17 protein-coding genes are annotated in these 18,224 nt (G+C 70.3%); 7 read left to right on the forward strand and 10 right to left on the reverse strand.

The window, feature by feature from the left end:
* The first annotated feature begins 79 nt into the window (after positions 1 to 79).
* Both OU416_RS38885 and OU416_RS38890 read left to right on the forward strand, forming a co-directional pair.
* Positions 80 to 1,096, forward strand: coding sequence for an NADP-dependent oxidoreductase (locus tag OU416_RS38885; protein WP_270932106.1), 1,017 nt, complete (start codon positions 80 to 82; stop codon positions 1,094 to 1,096).
* A 78-nt stretch (positions 1,097 to 1,174) separates the two neighbouring features.
* Complete coding sequence (locus OU416_RS38890) at positions 1,175 to 1,765, forward strand: NAD(P)H oxidoreductase (protein WP_270932107.1); 591 nt, start codon at positions 1,175 to 1,177, stop codon at positions 1,763 to 1,765.
* 19 nt (positions 1,766 to 1,784) lie between these two features.
* Here OU416_RS38890 and OU416_RS38895 read toward each other — a convergent pair whose 3' ends face one another.
* The 3 genes from OU416_RS38895 to sodN form a co-directional block, all read right to left on the reverse strand.
* Positions 1,785 to 2,651, reverse strand: coding sequence for an alpha/beta fold hydrolase (locus OU416_RS38895; protein WP_270932108.1), 867 nt, complete (start codon positions 2,649 to 2,651; stop codon positions 1,785 to 1,787).
* Between the two features lie 186 nt (positions 2,652 to 2,837).
* Positions 2,838 to 3,143, reverse strand: coding sequence for a hypothetical protein (locus OU416_RS38900; RefSeq protein WP_270932109.1), 306 nt, complete (start codon positions 3,141 to 3,143; stop codon positions 2,838 to 2,840).
* 201 nt (positions 3,144 to 3,344) lie between these two features.
* The gene (sodN, locus tag OU416_RS38905; RefSeq protein WP_270932110.1) at positions 3,345 to 3,752 is read right to left on the reverse strand and encodes a superoxide dismutase, Ni; all 408 of its coding nucleotides are present in this window, start codon (positions 3,750 to 3,752) and stop codon (positions 3,345 to 3,347) included.
* Positions 3,753 to 3,830: 78 nt separating this feature from the next.
* Between sodN and OU416_RS38910 the strand changes: the two genes are divergently transcribed.
* Complete coding sequence (locus tag OU416_RS38910; protein WP_270932130.1) at positions 3,831 to 4,145, forward strand: S24/S26 family peptidase; 315 nt, start codon at positions 3,831 to 3,833, stop codon at positions 4,143 to 4,145.
* A gap of 8 nt (positions 4,146 to 4,153) precedes the next feature.
* On the opposite strand, the gene OU416_RS38915 is transcribed toward OU416_RS38910, so the two are convergent.
* A complete protein-coding gene (locus OU416_RS38915; RefSeq protein WP_270932111.1) occupies positions 4,154 to 4,753 on the reverse strand; it encodes a dTDP-4-dehydrorhamnose 3,5-epimerase family protein in 600 nt (199 codons plus the stop codon).
* 443 nt (positions 4,754 to 5,196) lie between these two features.
* On the opposite strand from OU416_RS38915, the gene OU416_RS38920 reads away from it, so the two are divergent.
* Both OU416_RS38920 and OU416_RS38925 read left to right on the forward strand, forming a co-directional pair.
* Positions 5,197 to 6,390, forward strand: coding sequence for an NAD(P)-dependent malic enzyme (locus OU416_RS38920; RefSeq protein ID WP_270932112.1), 1,194 nt, complete (start codon positions 5,197 to 5,199; stop codon positions 6,388 to 6,390).
* A 304-nt stretch (positions 6,391 to 6,694) separates the two neighbouring features.
* Entirely contained in the window at positions 6,695 to 9,511 is a 2,817-nt protein-coding gene (locus OU416_RS38925) for a sensor domain-containing protein (RefSeq protein WP_270932113.1), read from the forward strand.
* A gap of 842 nt (positions 9,512 to 10,353) precedes the next feature.
* Here OU416_RS38925 and OU416_RS38930 read toward each other — a convergent pair.
* On the reverse strand, positions 10,354 to 11,787 hold the full coding sequence (locus tag OU416_RS38930) for an HNH endonuclease signature motif containing protein (RefSeq protein WP_270932114.1): 1,434 nt from the start codon (positions 11,785 to 11,787) through the stop codon (positions 10,354 to 10,356).
* A gap of 368 nt (positions 11,788 to 12,155) precedes the next feature.
* Here OU416_RS38930 and yczE point away from each other — a divergent pair, with 368 nt between their 5' ends.
* Positions 12,156 to 12,815 (forward strand): membrane protein YczE, encoded by a 660-nt coding sequence (gene yczE, locus OU416_RS38935; RefSeq protein ID WP_270932115.1) that lies wholly within the window; start codon positions 12,156 to 12,158, stop codon positions 12,813 to 12,815.
* Positions 12,816 to 12,837: 22 nt separating this feature from the next.
* A complete protein-coding gene (locus OU416_RS38940; RefSeq protein WP_270932116.1) occupies positions 12,838 to 13,641 on the forward strand; it encodes a class I SAM-dependent methyltransferase in 804 nt (267 codons plus the stop codon).
* On the opposite strand, the gene OU416_RS38945 is transcribed toward OU416_RS38940, so the two are convergent.
* From OU416_RS38945 to OU416_RS38965, 5 genes are all read right to left on the reverse strand, one after another.
* Positions 13,610 to 15,403, reverse strand: coding sequence for an ABC transporter ATP-binding protein (locus OU416_RS38945; protein WP_270932117.1), 1,794 nt, complete (start codon positions 15,401 to 15,403; stop codon positions 13,610 to 13,612). The two genes, OU416_RS38940 and OU416_RS38945, sit on opposite strands and share 32 nt — an antisense overlap.
* Positions 15,404 to 15,832 (reverse strand): lasso peptide biosynthesis B2 protein, encoded by a 429-nt coding sequence (locus OU416_RS38950; protein WP_270932118.1) that lies wholly within the window; start codon positions 15,830 to 15,832, stop codon positions 15,404 to 15,406.
* Positions 15,829 to 16,029 (reverse strand): hypothetical protein, encoded by a 201-nt coding sequence (locus OU416_RS38955; RefSeq protein ID WP_270932119.1) that lies wholly within the window; start codon positions 16,027 to 16,029, stop codon positions 15,829 to 15,831. Before OU416_RS38955 ends, OU416_RS38950 begins: the two co-directional genes overlap by 4 nt.
* Positions 16,026 to 17,837: an asparagine synthase-related protein gene (locus OU416_RS38960; RefSeq protein WP_270932120.1), complete on the reverse strand. Its 1,812-nt coding sequence runs from the start codon at positions 17,835 to 17,837 to the stop codon at positions 16,026 to 16,028. The genes OU416_RS38955 and OU416_RS38960 overlap by 4 nt, the downstream gene beginning before the upstream one ends.
* Before the next feature lie 93 nt (positions 17,838 to 17,930).
* Positions 17,931 to 18,047 carry a lasso RiPP family leader peptide-containing protein gene (locus OU416_RS38965; protein ID WP_270932121.1) on the reverse strand — a complete coding sequence of 39 codons (117 nt, stop codon included), beginning with the start codon at positions 18,045 to 18,047 and terminating at the stop codon, positions 17,931 to 17,933.
* Positions 18,048 to 18,224 lie beyond the last annotated feature (177 nt).

The raw sequence follows: 18,224 nt of genomic DNA on the forward strand, positions 1-18,224 counted from the left end.
GGCCGACCGCAAGCGGACCCGAAGCGAACCGCAACCGGTGCCGCCCAAGCTTGGGCCAACTTCAGTGAGAGGACAGGCCATGAACGACGCACAGCAGAACACCGGTCGCGAGATCCGGCTGCGGTCGCTCCCCGACGGTGACCTCCGTGCCGAGGACTTCGAACTGGTCGAGACGCCGGTCCCGCAGCCCGGTGCCGGGCAGGTGCTGGTGCGCAACACCTGGATGTCGGTCGACCCCTTCATGCGGGACCGGATGGACCCCGCGGTCGCATTCCTGCCGCCGTACCAGGTGGGCGAGGTGCTCGACGGACCGGCGATCGGGCGGGTCATCGCCTCCGAAGCCGCGGAGGTGCCGGTCGGCACCGCGGTGCGGCACTGGCTCGGCTGGCGCGAGTGCGCGGTGCTGGACGCGGCCGCGGTCGAGGTGCTCGACACCTCGGTCGCCGGGGAGCAGGACTACCTCGGCCCGCTGGGCACGACCGGGCTGACCGCCTACGTCGCCACCACCGAGACCGCCCCGGTGCGCCCCGGTGACGTGGTGTTCGTGTCCGCCGCAGCCGGTGCGGTCGGCAGCGTGGCCGGGCAGCTGGCCCGCCAGTTCGGCGCGTCGAAGGTCATCGGATCGGCCGGTGGCCCGGTCAAGGCCCGGAAGCTGCGCGAGACCTTCGGGTTCGACGCGGCCATCGACTACCGATCGGCCTCGATCGCCGAGCAGCTCGACGTCGCCGCGCCCGACGGCATCGACGTCTACATCGACAACGTCGGCGGTGAGCAGCTGGAAGCGGCCATCGACGCGATGCGCGGCGGCGGCCGGATCGCCCTGGTCGGTGCCATCAGCGCGCACGGCGCACCGGCCTCGGGACCGAAGAACTACTTCCAGATGGCCATCAAGGAGATCACGATGCGCGGCCTGATCATCGGCCAGCACTTCGACCAGTTCCCGGAGTACATCGGCAAGGCCGCGAACTGGCTGCGCGAAGGAACCCTGCGCACCGAGACCACGGTGGAGCACGGGATCGAACGCGCACCGGAGGCGCTGCTGGGCGTGCTCCGAGGTGCGAACACCGGCAAGATGCTCGTCCACCTGGACGGCTGAAAACCCTTCCGGCGACGCCCTTTCGCGCCGGACTGCAAGATCATTCGACGTTTCCAACGCAGACAGGAGAAGTTCACCATGAATTCCCAGCCGGGAGGCCGTGCGCTCGTCGTCCTCGCGCACCCGCGGAGCGACTCGGTCACCGCTCGGAGCGCGGACCTGGTGCACCGCAAGCTGAAAGCGGCGCAGTACGAGGTCGACCTGCTCGACCTGCACGCCGAGGGCTTCGACCCGCGCATGACCACCGCCGACGAACCGGACTGGGCCGACCGGGAGAAGACCTACTCGCCCGAGGTCCGCGCCCACATCGCCCGGGTAGACGCCGCCGACGTGATCGTGGTGGTCTTCCCGGTGTGGTGGTTCTCCCTGCCCGCGATCCTCAAGGGCTGGATCGACCGCGTGTGGAACTACGGGTTCGCCTACGGGCGCAGCGAGCCGCGGCTGGCGGGCAAGCGCATGCTGTGGCTCGGCCTGGCCGGCGGATCCAGCGCTGGCTACGCGGAGGCGGGGCTCGCCGAGATGATGGACGTGCAGCTGCGGGTCGGCATCTCGAACTTCTGCGGGATCGAAGACGCTGACTTCGTGCTCGTCCACGACCTCGAAACCGCGAACGCCGAGCAGGTGCTGGTCGACGTCGAGGACAAGGCGGAGCGGTTCCTGGGCCGCTGAAACCGCGGGCACCGGCCGCTCAGCGGTCGGTGCCCACCAGGCCGCGCAGGATCGCACCGGCGTGCGTCCACAGCACCGAACCCCCGGCATCCGGCACCAGGTGGTGGCGGGCGGCGGGGATGCGCCCGGCCAACGTCACCCCGTGGTCGGGCGAGTGGCTGGGGCTGGTGTCGAGCCCGCCGTACCAGAGATCGACCGGGATCCGGATGTCCGCGACGTCGAACGGCCAGCGGCCCATGTCCAGGACGGTGTCGCGGGCATAACCGGCCGGTCCCTGCGCGAAGCCCTCGGCCATCGCCCGCCGGAAGACCGGTTCGAACTGCGGTGACCGGTAGACGGCGAGGTCGACCTCCGGGCTGAACCTGGTGATCAGCTGCCACAGCGAGTCGGCGCTGCCGAACTCGGCGAAGGACTGCTCGGCGGCGGCCGGGTCGGCGGCCACCAGCTCGACCATGCTCCGCAGGTCGTCCGGCAGGCCGCTGCCGAAGGACGCGAACTCGTCGGCGCCCGCGACGACGGCGGCCTGCGCCGCGATTCCGGCCGCGGCGCAGGACAGCGCGAACGGTCCGCCCGCCGAGTAGCCGACGACGGCGATCTCGGCCGAGCTCAGAACCGCCCGCCGCAGCTCGGCGATGTCGTCGGCGAAGCTGTCCAGCGTCCGGCCCGGTGCTGGATCGGAAGCGCCGAGACCCGGCCGGTCCACCGAGATCAGCCGGATGGCGAGCGCATCGACGACATCGGTGCCGAACCCGAGATGACGGCTCGTCGCGGCCCCGGGGCACAGCACGACGGGCGTCCCGTCCTGCGGCCCCCATTCGGCCCAGGCCAGGTTCCGCCCATCGGAAAGCACGTGCTGCCCGAGCCGATCCGGTCCGGAAACGTCCATGACAGTCGATTGTGGATTCACCGGTGCCGCGACGCCATCGATTTTCGGGCGCGGTGATGCCTTCAGCTGCTCTTGCGGACAAGCCCGGTGTACCCGGCGACGAAGAGCGTGGCGAAGGCCCACCCGAGGGCCTGGAGCAGGTAGCTGGACAGGTAGAGGACCTGGCCCGTGATCATGCACCGCTTCTCACCGCCGAGTGCCGAGGAACGCGAGGGCTCGCCAAGGCCGATGGCCGTAGCCGATGACGGCGCAGCTGAGGAGGTGGAGCGGCTTGCGGCCGCGACCGCCGAGGTCACCGCGCCCGCGGTGGTCTCGCTGCTGGGCGATGAGGATCCGCCGGACGTCCCGGTCGTGGCCCGCCGCGCGGTAGACGGCGGCGAGCTGCTGGTAGGGCTGAGCGGCGTAGTCGGGCGTGTGCCGCGCGAGCAGGCGAAGCCACTCCTGACATCCCTCCAGCGGGAGGGAGCCGTACGCGAACCCATCCAGTTCCACCTGGTGGGAGCCGGTGTCGCGCTTCTGGCTGTCCCCGTCCGTTCCGCAGGCCCGGTTCGGGTGAGGACGCCGCCGGGCGGACGAGTGCGATCAACGCCCCTCGCGGGTCCAGAGTGGACGATTTCCGGAATGCGGAAGTGACGAGAAAAGCGCCGACCGGCGAAGGTTCTCGCTGGTCGGCGCCTCGGTGAAGCTCGTGCCTCAGCCCTGCTTGGTCTCCCAGAAGATCTTGTCGATCTCCGCGATGTAGTCCAGCAGTTCCTGACCCTTCGCCGGGTCCATCGAACCCTTGGTGCCGCTGGCACCGGCCGCCTTGGTGGCCTTGTTGATCAGCTCGTGGAGCTGCGGGTACTTCTCGAAGTGCGGCGGCTTGAAGTAGTCGGTCCACAGCACCCACAGGTGGTGCTTGACCAACTCGGAGCGCTGCTCGGCGATCAGAATCGCTCGAGTGCGGAACTCCGGGTCCTCATTGGCCTGGTACTTCTCCTGGACCGCCTTGACGGACTCAGCCTCGATGCGCGCCTGGGCCGGGTCGTACACGCCGCACGGAAGATCGCAGTGCGCGGTCGCCTCCAGGCGAGGGCTGAGGATTCGCGACAGCAGTCGCATGATTCCTCCCTGACAGTGAGTGCTCCGACAGCGCCGACCCTACTCTTGAAGATCCCCGGCGTCCTACTGGAGGTGGCAGTGAAATCCCTCGGCCGGTGGCCCTGGCGCCGCTTGCTGGTGCGGGGACCGTCGATGGTTCCCACGCTGCGGGATCGCGATGTCGTGCTGCTGCGGCTGCGCGGTCGCGCCCGGCCGCGCGACGTCGTCCTGGTCCGCTGGGCGCAGCGGCCGGAGCAGCTGTCGATCAAGCGCGCGGTGCGCCGCGACGGCGGCGGTTGGCACGTGGAGGGCGACAACAGCTTCGGTTCGACCGACTCGCGGGAGCTGGGGCCGGCGGAGGTCCTCGGCGTCGTCCGCTGGCGGCTGTGGCCGAACCCGGGACGCCTGCGCTGAACAGCAGGTCAGCGCAGGGTTTCGTAATGCGCCAGGCAGGTTTCGTAGTCCGGTAGGAATCCTCGTTCCGCAGCTTCGGCGAGGCTGGGGGCGGAGCGGTCCTTCTCGGACAGGACCGGCTCGCAGTCCAGGACGTCCCAGGGGAGCGCGAGGGCCGGGTCGAGCGGGTTGATGCCGTGTTCCGCACCGGGGTTGTAGGGCGTCGAGCAGAGATAGCTCATCGCCGTGTCGTCGGTGAGCGCGATGAAGGCGTGGCCGAGTCCTTCGGGCACGTAGACGGCCCGGTACTCGTCGGCGTCCAGGCGCACCGCGTCCCACTTGCCGAAGGTGGGCGAGCCGACCCGGATGTCGACCACCACGTCGAGCAGCGCTCCCTGCGGGCAGTACACGTACTTGGCCTGGCCGGGCGGCACGTCGGAGAAGTGCACTCCGCGGATGACTCCGCGGGCGGACACGCTGTGGTTCGTCTGGGCGACCCGCAGCGGGTGGCCGAGGGCTTCGACGAACGCGGCCTCCTGGAACGGCGCGACGAAGAGGCCGCGGTGGTCGGGGAAGGCCTTCGGAATGAACTCGAACGCGCCCGTGTTCTCAAGTCGACGTGCCTGCACGACCGAAAGCCTATGGGGCCGGTCGGTGCGGGTTTTCGAGGGGTTTTCGGAGGGGCGGGATCAGCAGGACGTGCGTGCTGCACAGGGCTTCGGAAAATATGACGTTCGTTCTGCTAGCGGAAATTCTTGAAAACCGTACGTACGTACTGCCTTTTCGAGCCGAAAACCGGACGCCCGTACTGCCATCAGTCGTTGACATTTTGTTGAAGCCGCTGGTGAGATTGTGTGATCCCGGTCGCTGACATTGATCTGGGGGCCTGGCACACTGTTCGAACCGCAGCGTCCGCCGAGCCGCTGTCCGACCGGGGCAGCTGTGCTCGGTTCATTCACACACCGCCGACCGGAAAGCCCGGTGTGGCGGCGTAACCCGGGCGGCTCCGCGCCGCCCACTCGCCCGGCCCGGACCGTTCCCGGGCCGAAGGCATGGCTACAGGAGGGACGCCGTGACCGCCGTCAACGACCGCACCGACAGTGGTGCCGATTTGACCAACGAGGAAATTTTCGCCGCGCACGAGGGCGGCAAGCTGGGTGTGGAGGTGTCCGCTCCGCTGGCCAGCGCGCGCGACCTCTCGATCGCCTACACGCCGGGTGTGGCGCAGGTCAGCCGCGCGATCGCCGCCGACCCGGAACTCGTCGACCGCTACACGTGGACGCAGCGGTTGGTGGCCGTGGTCAGCGACGGCACCGCGGTGCTCGGGCTGGGCGACATCGGGCCGCGAGCGTCGCTGCCGGTCATGGAGGGCAAGTCCGCGCTGTTCAAGACCTTCGCCGGGCTGGACTCGATCCCGCTGGTGCTGGACACCACCGACGTCGACGAGATCGTCGAGACCCTGGTCCGGCTGCGCCCGTCCTTCGGCGCGGTCAACCTGGAGGACATCTCCGCGCCGCGGTGCTTCGAGCTGGAGCGGCGGGTCTCCGAGGCGCTGGACTGCCCGGTGATGCACGACGACCAGCACGGCACCGCGGTCGTGGCGCTGGCGGCGCTGAGCAACGCCGCCAAGGTGGTCGGTCGTGAGCTGGGCTCGATGCGCGTGGTCATCTCCGGTGCCGGTGCGGCCGGGGTGGCCTGCGCGAAGATCCTGCACACCGCCGGGGTCGGCGAGATCACGATGCTCGACTCGCGCGGCGTGATCCACTCCGGGCGGGAGGGGCTGACCCCGATCAAGCAGGAGCTGGCCGAGTTCACCAACGCCAGCGGGATCACCGGTGGACCGGCCGAGGCGCTGCGCGGCGCCGACGTCGTGATCGGTGTGTCGGTCGGGCAGCTGCCCGAGGAGCTGGTGGCCACGATGGCCGATGACGCGATCGTGTTCGCGCTGTCCAACCCGGACCCGGAGATCCACCCCGACGTCGCCCGGCGGCACGCCGCCGTGGTGGCCACCGGGCGCAGCGACTTCCCGAACCAGATCAACAACGTGCTGGCCTTCCCGGGCATCTTCAAGGGGGCGCTGGACGTCGGTGCCCGCAAGATCACCGACGGGATGAAGGTCGCGGCCGCCGAGGCGATCGCCGCGGTCGCCGCCGACGACCTCAGCGCCGACTACATCGTGCCCAGTCCGCTGGACCCGCGGGTGGCGCCGGAGGTCAGCGCCGCCGTGGCCAAGGCGGCCCGGGCCGAAGGCGTCGCCAAGGCCTGATCGCACCGATGCGCGCGACTGCCCGCCGGGTAGCAGCGGAGCCGGACCAACCGGGGCCGGGGAGACCGATCGTCTCCCCGGCCCCGTTGTGTCGACGGTTGTGGACTTTCGGTGCTTCGCGTCATCATGTCGGGGGACGGCTGTCACCTCTCCAGGGAATCCGGTTCCGGTCGCGGCACCATGGCGTTACCGCCGGTGCGGAGACCGGTATTGTCAGCCGCACGACCTGTTGTGTTGCAGATCACTCGTCAGTGGGGTGCGGTGCAACCCGGGGCAGCGGTCGCGCGGCTGCGACGCAGGAGGGGTGCTGTTGACCGAGCGGAGCGAGAGGACCCGGACGAGTTCCGGCGGTCTCGGCCTGGCCGGTGCCCGCTCCGAGGAGTTCGCCCTGTTGCCGCTGCCTGCCGCGCCCGCGCTGCTGAGCACCGCGGACGGCATCGTCGTCCGGGCCACCGAGCAGGCGGCGAAGCTGGCGGGCGAGACCACGCCCGCGGCGCTGATCGGCTGCCGTCTCGCCGACCTGGTGACCCGCGACGGCGCGGTCTCGCTGCTTCGGGCCAGGGGCGGCAGCTACCCGGTCCGCCCGATGAGCTGGCCGCACGTCCAGGACGACCGGCTGCGGGTCACCGTGCTGGTCGACGTCTCCGACCTGGCCGACGCCGGGCACGACGCGGCCGAAGCCGCGGACGGCAACGAGCGGCGCTGGCTGATCGAGGCGCAGCGGATCGCCAAGGTCGGCAGCTGGGTGTTCTACCCGGAGACCGGTGAGCTCTACCGCAGCCCGGTGCTCGCCGAGTTCCTCGGTGATCCCGGCGGCCAGGAGGCCGTGGGCGTGCAGGCGATGATCGAGGCGACCCACCCCGACGACGTGGCCCGGGCCCAGCAGTTCTACCTGGACGTGCTCACCGCGCCCGAGGACGAGCTGCTGGAGGTCGAGCTGCGCGACCGCCGCGGGGAACGCGTCTACCTGTGCACCGGGCGGGCCGAGTACAACCGGGCCGGCCGGGTCGAGCGGGTGCAGGGCACCGTGCAGGACGTCACCGAGCACCGGGCGCTGGAGCGGCAGCTCCGCGACGAGCGGCGCAAGCTGCAGGACGCGCAGCGGATCGCCCGCCTCGGCACCTGGGAGTGGGACGTGCGGTCCGGCGTCATGCGGTTGTCGAACATGCTGCACGAGATCATCGGCAAGCCCGCGAACGCGCCGATCACCTTCGACAGCTACCTGGACCGGGTGCACCCCGACGACCGCGGCTGGGTGCGCCAGGCCTGGCGGCCGCTGATCGAGGAGCACGACCCGATCGAGGTCGAGCACCGCTACCTGCGCATCGACGGCACCACCCGGATCCTGCGGTTGCACGGCACCGCCATCACCGACGCCGACGGCCGGGACGTGCTGGTCGGCACCGCCCAGGACGTCACCGAGCAGCGGGCCGTGGTGACCCGCATGGAGCGCTCCAGCCAGCGGTTCACCGACCTGGTCAGCATCACCCCGGTGGGCATCGGCCTGTTCGACCGGGCCGAGCGGTTGGTCGACGCCAACGACGCGCTGTGCGACCTGCTCGGCTACCAGCTGGAGCAGCTGCGCGGGATGACCGCGAAGGACATCACCCACCCCGAGGAGCAGAACACCGGCCTGCCCACCCCGGCGGAGAACTCCGGCATCCGCCGCCGGGTGCCGCAGCGGGTGCTGGTGCGGGCCGACGGCGAACCGGTGTACTGCGAGCTGCGCACCTCGGCGTCCGTGCAGGACGACGGCACCCACTTCTGGCTGGTGGTGTTCCAGGACATCACCGAGCGGCGGCGGGCCGCCGAGGCGCTGCGCTACCAGGCCACCCACGACGACCTGACCGGCCTGCCGAACCGCACCGCGGTCAAGGACCTGCTCTACCAACTGCTGGGGCGGGCCGACTCGGACCGGGTCGCGGTGCTGTTCTGCGACATCGACAACTTCAAGCGGGTCAACGACTCGCTGGGCCACGACGCGGGCGACGAGCTGCTCGTGGCGCTGGCGCGCCGCCTCGAGGGCGGGCTGCCCGACGGGTGCACGGCGGCGCGGCTCTCCGGCGACGAGTTCGTCATCATCTGCTCGGACATCGAGGCCGTCGGCGGTGTCGATTCGCTGGCCAACCGGGTGTCCGGGCTGCTGCGCACCGCGGTTCCGGTGCACGGCCAGCTGATCCGGGTCTCCGCGTCGATCGGGGCCGCGGTGCCCGACGGCAGCGCCTCCGGGGGTGAGGACCTGCTGCGCTTCGCCGACGCGGCCATGTTCGAGGCCAAGGGACGCGGCACCGGCAAGGTCTCGCTGGCCAGCCCGGCGCTGATGGCCTCGGCGGACCGTCAGCTGCACCTGGAGGGCCAGCTGCGGGAGGCGCTGAACAGCGACGGCCTGGCCCTGCACTACCAGCCGGTGGTCGACGCCGATGGTGTGGTGGTCACCGCCGAGGCGCTGGTGCGCTGGCCGCACCCGGACCGCGGGATGCTCGCCCCGGACGCCTTCCTGCCCGTCGCCGAGCAGGGCGATCTGCTTCGCGAGCTGGACCGCTGGGTGCTGCGGACCGCGTTGCGGGAGGCGGCGACCTGGCCGGTGCGCGGCGGCCGGGCGGTGGGCGTGGCCGTGAACCTGGCCGGGCTGGTGCCGGGCGGGCCGGAGTTCGTCGACGCGGTCGCCGACATCGTTGCCGAGGCCGGCATCTCCTGGGACCGGGTGATCCTGGAGCTGGTCGAGACCGCCCTGGTCGACCTGCCGTCGCGGACCCGGCACGAGATGGGTGAGCTGGTCTCGCGGGGGGTGCGGTTCGCGGTGGACGACTTCGGCACCGGCTACTCCTCGTTGGCGCGGCTCAAGGACCTGCCCGCGCAGATCATCAAGGTGGACCGCCGGTTCGTCGCCGGTGTCGGGGGTGACGCCTCGGACTTCGCCGTGGCGCGTGCGGTGGTGGACATGGCGCGGGCGATGGGCAGGCAGTGCGTGGCCGAAGGCGTGGAGACCGCTACCCAGTTCCACGTGCTGTCCGGTGTCGGGGTGGACGCCTATCAGGGTTGGTTGTTCTCCGGTGCCGTTCCGGCTCGCGAGTTCCGGGATCTCATTGCTCGTGGGCCCATGTCCATTCCCGCTGGTTGAGTTCTTTCCACTGTGGACGGAAATGGTGGGTGGGGCGGCTGTCGTCGACGTGCTTGACGACAGCCGCCTCCGTGCCGGGTGGGGGTCCTGGTGCAGTCGTCCTCGTTCTTGAGTTTTCAAGGTGCGCGGTACTTTTGTCGGTTGTGTTGTGGTGGGGGTCATCCCCGTGGTTTGGTGGATTGTGGGGGCTGTGGTCCGGATGTCAAGCCCGGCCTGGCGGCCGCCCCTTCGGGGTTTCAGGCTTGACATCCGGACCACAGCCCCCACAATCCACCAAACCACGGGGATGACCCGGTGTGGAACGGACCCAGGCTGTCGCTGGTGGGTCTCGGGGTGTGGGTGGTTGGGGCCTGTGCGGGTTGGTTGGTGGGTTGCTCCGTCGCCGGGGAAGTGGGTCGGAGTCGCCATGTGCTGCGGGCTCGCTGTTGGGTGGGGTGTCGCAGCGTGACGTGTGTGGTGGTGTGGGCGGTGTGCTCGTTCATTTCGGGTGAGTTTCCTTTCTGGTTGGGTTTTGTTGCGGGGCTTCTTGGTTGTCGTGGTTGTGATGTGTGGGTGGTGGGTAGGGGGCGCCTGCGGCGTGTTGTGAGTTTCTGTTGTTCGGTTTCTGTGGCTGGTTGGGTTCGGTTGGGGTTGGGGTTATCTGGTTGTCGGTCAAGACTTTGTAGGTCAGATGGCGAGTAGTGGGTCACGCTGGGTGCTGGGTGCTGGGTGCTGCGTTGGTTCGCTGGTGTGGGTTCGGGTGGTTTTCGGTGGGGTGTGGGCGAGTCTGGGGTTGTGGGTGGTGCGGCTGGATTGGGTTGGTGTGGGCAGGGTGGGGTGCCCCACCCGGGGGCGGGTGGGGGTTATCGGGTGCCCTTTCTCGGTCTGCTCCCTGGTGGTGTTCCACCGGGGGTTGCCAGGTGGTGGAGGGCGTGGCGGTGTGCGGCGGGTTGGGCTTTCCCGCCGGGCCTGGGGGTGCGTGTCGGGTCCGCGGTCGCCGGTGGAATGAACACCGGGCGTCCGTTGTGGAATTCGATGCGCCAGTGCTGGTTGTGGGTCGTGCGGTGGTGCTGGGGGCACAGCATGATCATGTTGTCGACGCTGGTCGGACCGCCGTCCGCCCAGTGCACGACGTGGTGGGCTTGGGGAGTTCCCGGGGGATGGTCGCAGTCCGGGAACGCGCATGCCCCGTCTCGTGCCAGCAGTGCCGCGCGAATGTGGGTGGGTGCGGTGCGCTGCGTGGTTCCCACGTCCAGCGGCAGGCCGTCGCCGCCGAGGACGATGGGCAGGACGTCGCAGTCGCAGGCGATCCTGCGGATCGTGTCCGGGCTGAGGTGCTGGCCCGTGGCCTCCAGCTGTCCCGCACCACCAGCAGCGTCCTTGGCGGTGTGGACCTGGTTCTTGAGGTCGGTGTAGTCGATGGTGACCGTCAGGTGCGGCTTCTGGCCGCCGGTGCGGGGCATGCCGTCGGTGTCCAGCACGAGGTCGAGCAGGGTGGACAGGCCGTCGGCGTTGCGCTGCCCGGCCGTGCGGGGGTCCTTGGTGCCGTCGGTCTCCGGGCGCGGTGCTGCCAACGGCTGCAGGGCGGTGACGAACTTCGCGCCGGTCTCCCGGTCCAGGCGAGCTTTGATCACCAGCATTCCGTCACGAGCCGTGGCGTAGTGCAGCTCCCGTGACTCGAACTGGGCGCGCTCATCGGCAACGGGGCCGTCGCGGTCGAGCATGTAGCGGACCCGGTCCGCGAGCTTCGCCAGCTCGCTCGGGCATTGGCGGCAGGCGTGCTCCACCAGCAGTCGTTCCACCTCATCCGCGCGGTAGCGGGCGTGCTCGGGCAGGCGGGCCAGGCAGCGGGAGATCACCTGCGCGTGCGGCAGTGCGATCACGCCGTCCGTCAGGGCTCGCGCCGTGGCCGGGAGGTGGACGTCGGTTCCTGCAGCACCGGTGTTGTCCACCGCGGAATCGGCGGTGGCAGTGGCGATGCGGACGCGAGCGGTGGCTTCCGGGCCGTCGATGTTGAGCAGGCACTTCAGCCACGCCTGGGTGGAGCGTGCGCCTTGGGTGGCGTGCAGGCGTCGGCGGTCCGCTTCGGCGATCAGTCGTAGCTGCTGCATGCGGGTCTGGCGGATCTCTCGTTCCAGCTGGCCGATCCGGGCCGTGAGTTCCTCGTCGGTGTAGGAGGTCACCGCAGGCGGCCACGACCCGCCCGGCGCGGGCATGTCCCACGCGGGCAAGGCGGACACGACAGTGCCCGCGCCAGCGGCGGGGGTCGCGTCCTGGGTGGTCGTCAGCGGTGTCATGCATCGATTCTCTCAAAGGGTCGAACTGGATTTCGATCAAATAATGGTCGCTCGATCAGGTGAAAGAGTGGGGATTAACGTGAAAAACGTTGCGCAACAAGGGGATCGAGCGGTTTGACGTGCTGCGGAAGCAAGGTGGTGCAGGGCAATCGGAATCGTGTGTGCAAAGAGCGTCCTATTAGGACAATGAAGGCTCGCCGGTGGGGCAAGGGGTGTCGATCATCGTGCTGATCTCGTTCGCCGTGGTAGGCGCCGGAAGGCCAGCTGTGGGGATGTGGACCTTTCAGTCTGCGGGTGCCGGGTGGAGGATCTGTGGTGTCGTGGTTCGTCTTGGGCGGATCTTCGGGACTCGGGTGTTGGGGACTTTTGTGACTGCGGTGAAGCACGGCCGGTTCGTGGCGCGGCGGATGACGGCCGTCGAGCAGTTCCGGGCGGAGAAGAAGGTTTGGCGGCTGGTTCAGCTGCTGGTGGGGCTCGTCGGCTACGGGACGGCGCTGACGTTCCTGGTCGGCTCTGCCTTGGGGGCGTCGGCCTGGGCCGTGCTCGCCGAGGGGCTGTCGGTGCGCAGCGGGATGTCGTTCGGCCTGGCGACGAGCCTGACGGCCGTCGTCGTGCTGCTCTGCTGGATCCCGCTGCGCGAGCTGCCGGGCTTGGGGACGGTCCTCAACGTGGTGCTGGTCGGTGCCTCGGCCGACGTCGCCGCGGTGTTCGTGCCCGCGCCTAGTTCGTTGGCGCAGCAGATCGGCTACCTGCTGCTGGGCGTGCTGATGCTGACCTTCTTCGACGCGGTCTACCTGGGGGCGCGGTTCGGTTCCGGGCCGCGCGACGGCTTGATGACCGGGGCGGTCCGTCTCACCGGGAAGCCGATCTGGCTGGTGCGCACGGCGATCGAGCTGATCGTGCTGGTCGTCGGCTGGCTGCTCGGCGGCACGGTCGGCGTCGGCACGGTGCTGATCGCGCTGGCCATGGGACCGCTGGTCCAGCAGTTCCTCCGCTTCACCACCGTCCGCCTCAAGAGCGACGGCTAGCTCGAAGTTCTAGGGTGCCGCCATGGGCGACGACGCGAGCCGCGGCCGGTTGAGCCGGACCTTCGACGAGGACGCGGAGCTCTACGACCGGGCCAGGCCGGGCTATCCGCCGGAGCTGTTCGACGATCTCGCCGGGCTGGCGGACATCGGTCCCGGCCGTCGCGTCCTCGAAGTGGGTGCGGGCACTGGCAAGGCGACCTCGCCGCTCGCCGAGCGCGGTTGCCGGATCACCGCCGTGGAGCTGGGTGCCGACCTGGCCGCCGTTGCCAGGCGCAACCTCGCCGGGTTCGAAGCGGTGCAGGTCGTGACGGCGGACTTCGAGACCTGGCCGCTGCCGCCGGAACCGTTCGACGCGGTCGTCTCGGCCACGGCCTTCCACTGGATCGACCCGGCCGTCCGGGTGCCGAAGGCCGCCGAAGCGCTGCGTCCGGGCGGTGCTCTCGCCGTGATCACCACTCACCACGTCGCTGGCGGCAGCGAGGAATTCTTCGCCGAGGTCCAGGGCTGCTACGAGCGCTACGACGCGGCCACCCGGCCGGGGCTGCGGCTTCCCACCGCGGCGGACATCGACAGCTCTGATCACGAGGACGAGGTCGCGCGCAGCGGTCGGTTCGGCCCGCTCGTCGTCCGGCGCTACGAGTGGGATCTGGCGTACCGGACGTCGGAGTACCTGGATGTGCTGCGGACTTATTCCGGCCACCGCGCGCTTCGGCCGGAGGCGGCCGAAGGACTGCGCGGATGCATCGCCGCGCTGATCGACCGCAGTCACGGCGGCCGGATCATCAAGCGGTACCTCACGGAGCTGCGGGTGTCGGTGCGGCGCTGAGCAGGTGCTTCACCTCCGGGTAGCTGCCGGTGGCCTGGACGCGGCCGTCGCCGAGCACGACGACGTCGTCGGCCGCCTGGATGGTCGACGGGCGGTGCGCGATGACCAGCAGGGTGCACTCGGAGCTGATGTGCTCGATGGTGCGGGTCAGGGCGGCCTCGTTCGCGGCGTCGAGGTGCGAGGTCGGCTCGTCGAGCAGCAGCAGGTGCGGTCTCGGCAGCAGGGCGCGGGCGATCGCCACCCGCTGCTGCTCGCCGCCGGAGAGGGCGCTGCCGTGCTCGCCCACCGGCGTGTCCAGGCCCTGCGGCAGGCGGGCGACGAGCTCTTCGAGGCCGGCCAGCCGCACCGCGCGGTCGATCTCGGCGGCAGCGGCGCCGGGCTGGGCGTAGGTGATGTTGTCGCGCAGACTGCCGTGCATGACCGGCGCGCTCTGCTCGACGATGCTGATCGCCGCGCGGCATTCGTCGACGGTCATCTCGCGCGCGCAGTCGCGTCCGTCGAGCAGCACCTGCCCGGCCTGCGGGTCGTGGAAGCGGGCGATGAGGGCGAAGATCGTGGACTTGCCCGCGCCCGACGGGCCGACCAGCGCGACGTGGCTGTTGCGGGCGACGCGGAAGGACACCTCGCGCAGGACGGGTCGGCCGGGCTCGTAGGCGAAGCCGACCTCGCGGAACTCGATCGCCGGGGCATCCGGGTCACCGCTGGAAGCGCGCCGCACCACCGGGCGGGTGGCCTCCTCGGCTTCGGTGGGCAGCTGCGCGATGTCCTCCACCCGCTGCAACGCGGCCAGGCCCTGCTGGAGGGTGGCGAACACGTCGAACAGGTTCGACATCGGTGTGGCGATGTAGGTGACGTAGAGCAGGAAGCCGATGAGCTCGGGCAGCTCGGCGGCGCCGCTGGCCACCCGCAGCCCGCCCACGACGAGCACGGTGATCATCGCGCCGTGCACGGCCAGCGTCATCGCCGGGTTGATCACGGCGTTGCGCTTGGCGGCCTGGAGGTTGTGCGCGTAGGCCTGGCGGGCCAGATCGCCGATCCGGTCGCGCTCGCGGTCCTCGGCTCGCATGACGCGCACGGTGCGGATGGCCGACAGCGCGCGTTCCAGCTCCGCGCTCATGCCGCCGAGGCTGTCCTGCGCGTCGTGGATCGCGCGGCGGATTCCCGCCAGCAGAAGCAGGGTCAGGCCGCCGATCGCGCCGACGATGGTGATGACGATGAGGAACATCATCGCGTCCAGCCAGAGCATCATGGCGATGCCGCCGAGCACGACGAACACGCCGACGCTCGCCTCGACCATGTCGTAGGCCAGCGAATCGCGCAGCAGCGTGGTGTCGCTGGTGGTGCGGGTGAGCAGGTCGCCCAGCCGGTGCTGCTGGTAGCGCCGCATCGGCCAGCGCAGCAGCCGGTCGACGATGCGCAGCCGCAGCCCCAGGACGATGCCCTCGCCGGTGCGCTCCAGCAGGTAGTGGCCGAACCCGGTGATCACCGCCTCCGCCACGAACACCACGGCGAGCAGGCCCAGCAGCCCGAGGTACGGGTGCTGGTCGGAGAACGCCTCGATCGTGCGGGCGGCCAGCAGCGGCTGCACCAGGCCCATCACCCCGCCGAGCAGGGCGAGCGCCATGGCCGCGGCGATCACGGCCCGGTGCCCGCGGGTGATCCGGACCAGGTGGCGCCAGTCGACCTTCTCGCCGGTGCCCGCCGGTTCGTCGTCCGCGCCGTCCAGGTCTGCTGCCCGGTCGGGGCGAATCTTGTTCAGCACTTAGGGATTCCTCGTTTCAACGGGTTCGACGGTCATCAGCGGCAGGAAGGCCTGCGCCTGCTCGCCCTCGTCGACGGCGAAGCCCGCCGCTTCGACCCAGGCGTGAGCTCCGAACGGGGCGGCGCGGACCCCGACCTTCCACGTCGGCCAGCAGCCGCGCGCCCGGCACAGCAGCGCGGTGGCGATCGAGCGCGGCAGGCATCCCTTGCCGGCGCAGGTGGTGCTGACCGCGATGACCGCGGATCGCGCGGCGCTGGCCTGGTCGTAGGTGGCGGGCGGTGCGCCGCGCCGGGCGAGCACCAGGACGTGCCGGATCCGCCGCGGCGAGAGGTGCGCCATCGGCAGCGCGATCGCCACCGCGACCCGCGCGGCCATCCGGACGCGCAGCGGCGGCCGGTCGGCGGTGAACAGCGCTTCCGGTGTGCTCATCGCCGCACCACCAGGCCCGCCCGCACGAGCTCCCCGATGACGGCGCGGCGCTCGTCCGCGCCGACCAGGCTCATCCGCAGGGTGAGCAGGCCGCTCTCGTTCAAGTGCCAGTACTGGCCGGATCTTTCGTCCAGCAGCACGCCGCTGCCGTCCTCGGCGTCGGTCAGCGACACGTGGTCGCGCAGCCGGATCGTCATGGCTTGGCCTCCGTGGTGACGAGCTGCTCCTGATCGCGCAGCCACCGCTCGGTGCTGGTGGTGGTGGAGATGGCGTACGGGGTGAACATCCGCATCTGGAAGCCGGTGCAGATCTCGCGCAGCACCCGGGGATCGATCAACCCGAGCCGGCCGAGCCGCGAATCCTCGCACAGCGCAACCAACTTCTCCGCGTTGACCCGCAGGACGACATGCTCCACATTGGACCCTTCAGCCTTGGTCGAGCGCGCCAGGCACCGGTCCGGCACGACTCCCCGCATCACGGCCACCAGCAGCGGCTTGTACGCCCAAGGTGTGCGGCGCTCGTGCGTGCGGGCGGTCATGCACGCGTGCAGCACGGCATCGTCGAGGTACGGGGAGTTCAGGCGGATGCCTTCGGCGGCGTAGAGCGGGCCGGCCGCGCGCACCAGGCTCGCGCACAGCTGGATTCCCAGGACGGTGTGGTGGGTGGTCCAGTCGGGCCCGCGCTGATGCGTCCGCTCCGCTTCTTCCAGCAGCAGTTCCCTGGCGAGCTCGACCGCCTCCGGCGTGGCCCACGGCGGCAGCTGCACGAGGTTCGCGGCTCCCTCGTCGTCCAGCGGCGAGGCGATGATGCTGCGGGCGCGCCGGGCCAGCCACTCGGGGTAGGCCGCGCGCCGCTCGCGCGCGTACATGGCGATGTCCCGCCACCGCCAGCGCTCCAGCGCGCGGTAGGCCCGCAGGTACCGCAGGCCGGTCAGGGGACTGCGGCGCAGCAGCTCGAAAACGCCGGTGGCGCCGCCCATCAGCGTTTCGTCGCCGCCGTCGCCGGTGAGGTGGAGCTGCGATCCGGCGGCGGCCAGCCGGGCCGCCATCGCGCGGTACATCGGCCGGTCCTCCACGCCGGGGAACGGTTCCTCGGTCGGTGGCAGCGGTTCGAGCACGTCGCTGTAGTGCGCCGGGATCTCGGTGAAGGGGACGGTGATCCGCCGCAGGCCGGGCAGGTGCTCGGCGGCGATGTCGGCCCACTGCGGGTCGTCGTCGCCGATGTCGGCGGCGAGCTTGGTCAGCGCGGTCAGCGAGCGCCCGTGCTGTGCGGCGAGGAAGCACAGCGTGGTCGAGTCCAGGCCGCCGGACAGGTCCGCCGTCACGGTCAACCCGGAGTTCATCCGGGCCCGGACCGAATCGCCGAGCGCGGTGCGGAGCGCTTCGGCGGCCTCGTGCAGCGGCCGGTCGTCCGGCGGCGGTTCCCACCGGCGCCGGGATCGAGCGCGCCCGTCGGCGGCGAGGAGCAGGCAGGAGTCCTCGTCGACCGCGTGCACGTCACGCCACAGCGGCGCGTTCATGGTGTGCAGCGGGATTTCGGAGAGCAGGAAGCGCAGCACCAGCCGCCGCCTGTCGAGCTCGGCATTCGACAGCGCGGCCAGCACGTCCGCGCGGGTCGCCGCGACGGTGATCCCGCCGATCTCGGCGTGCACGACGCGGCGCAGTCCGGACAGGCTTCCCTGGACGCGCACCACGCCGTCGACGGCTGCGATCAGGTGGTAGCAACCGGGCAGCTCCAGAGCGTCCAGCGCGGTGGCATCCGTTATCCGCGCCGCGATCTGCGCCAGCCGTTGCGGAGTGACCGAAACCGGCCCGAGAACGGCGATCGACGTCTCGTCGGCCGACGCGGTCCGGAAATCGGCCGATTCCCATTCGCCGACGATCCACGGTCTGCCCGACGGGTGATTCAGCCGCTGCGGTGCCGTGCCGAGCGCGGCGACCACCGCGGCGGCGGCCGGGTGGTCGGGAAGTGCGACCAGCCATTCACGAGAATGACTCACATTCATTGGTGAGCTGTCTCCCGGTTCGGATGGATGGCGCCGCAGCGGCGCGAGGACTGCGTGCGGGATTGCTCGCGCCGCTGCGGTGCTCACCTGCGGTCAGAGCAGGGCGTGGCGCGGACGGCGGCGATGGGCCTTGTCCTTGCGGGACGGCCTGCTGTGCATCGTCAACCGCTCGAACGCCCCGAGCTTCTGCAGCTTCGGCTTGGAGTACATGTGCGCACTTCCTTCCCCGGTGCGGAATTCGAGTGGAACGTGTTTGTGCGCAGCGCTGCACGACGTCGTGCGGCGCTACATTAATTGGTCTCGACCAGAATGAACAACATTGGCGGTGAGAATGCCCGCCGATGGAGCAGCGCATTTATGAGGGCAACTTCATGAATGCGTAGTCGA

Source organism: Saccharopolyspora indica, from assembly GCF_027853965.1.
Classification (GTDB): Bacteria; Actinomycetota; Actinomycetes; order Mycobacteriales; family Pseudonocardiaceae; genus Saccharopolyspora; species Saccharopolyspora indica.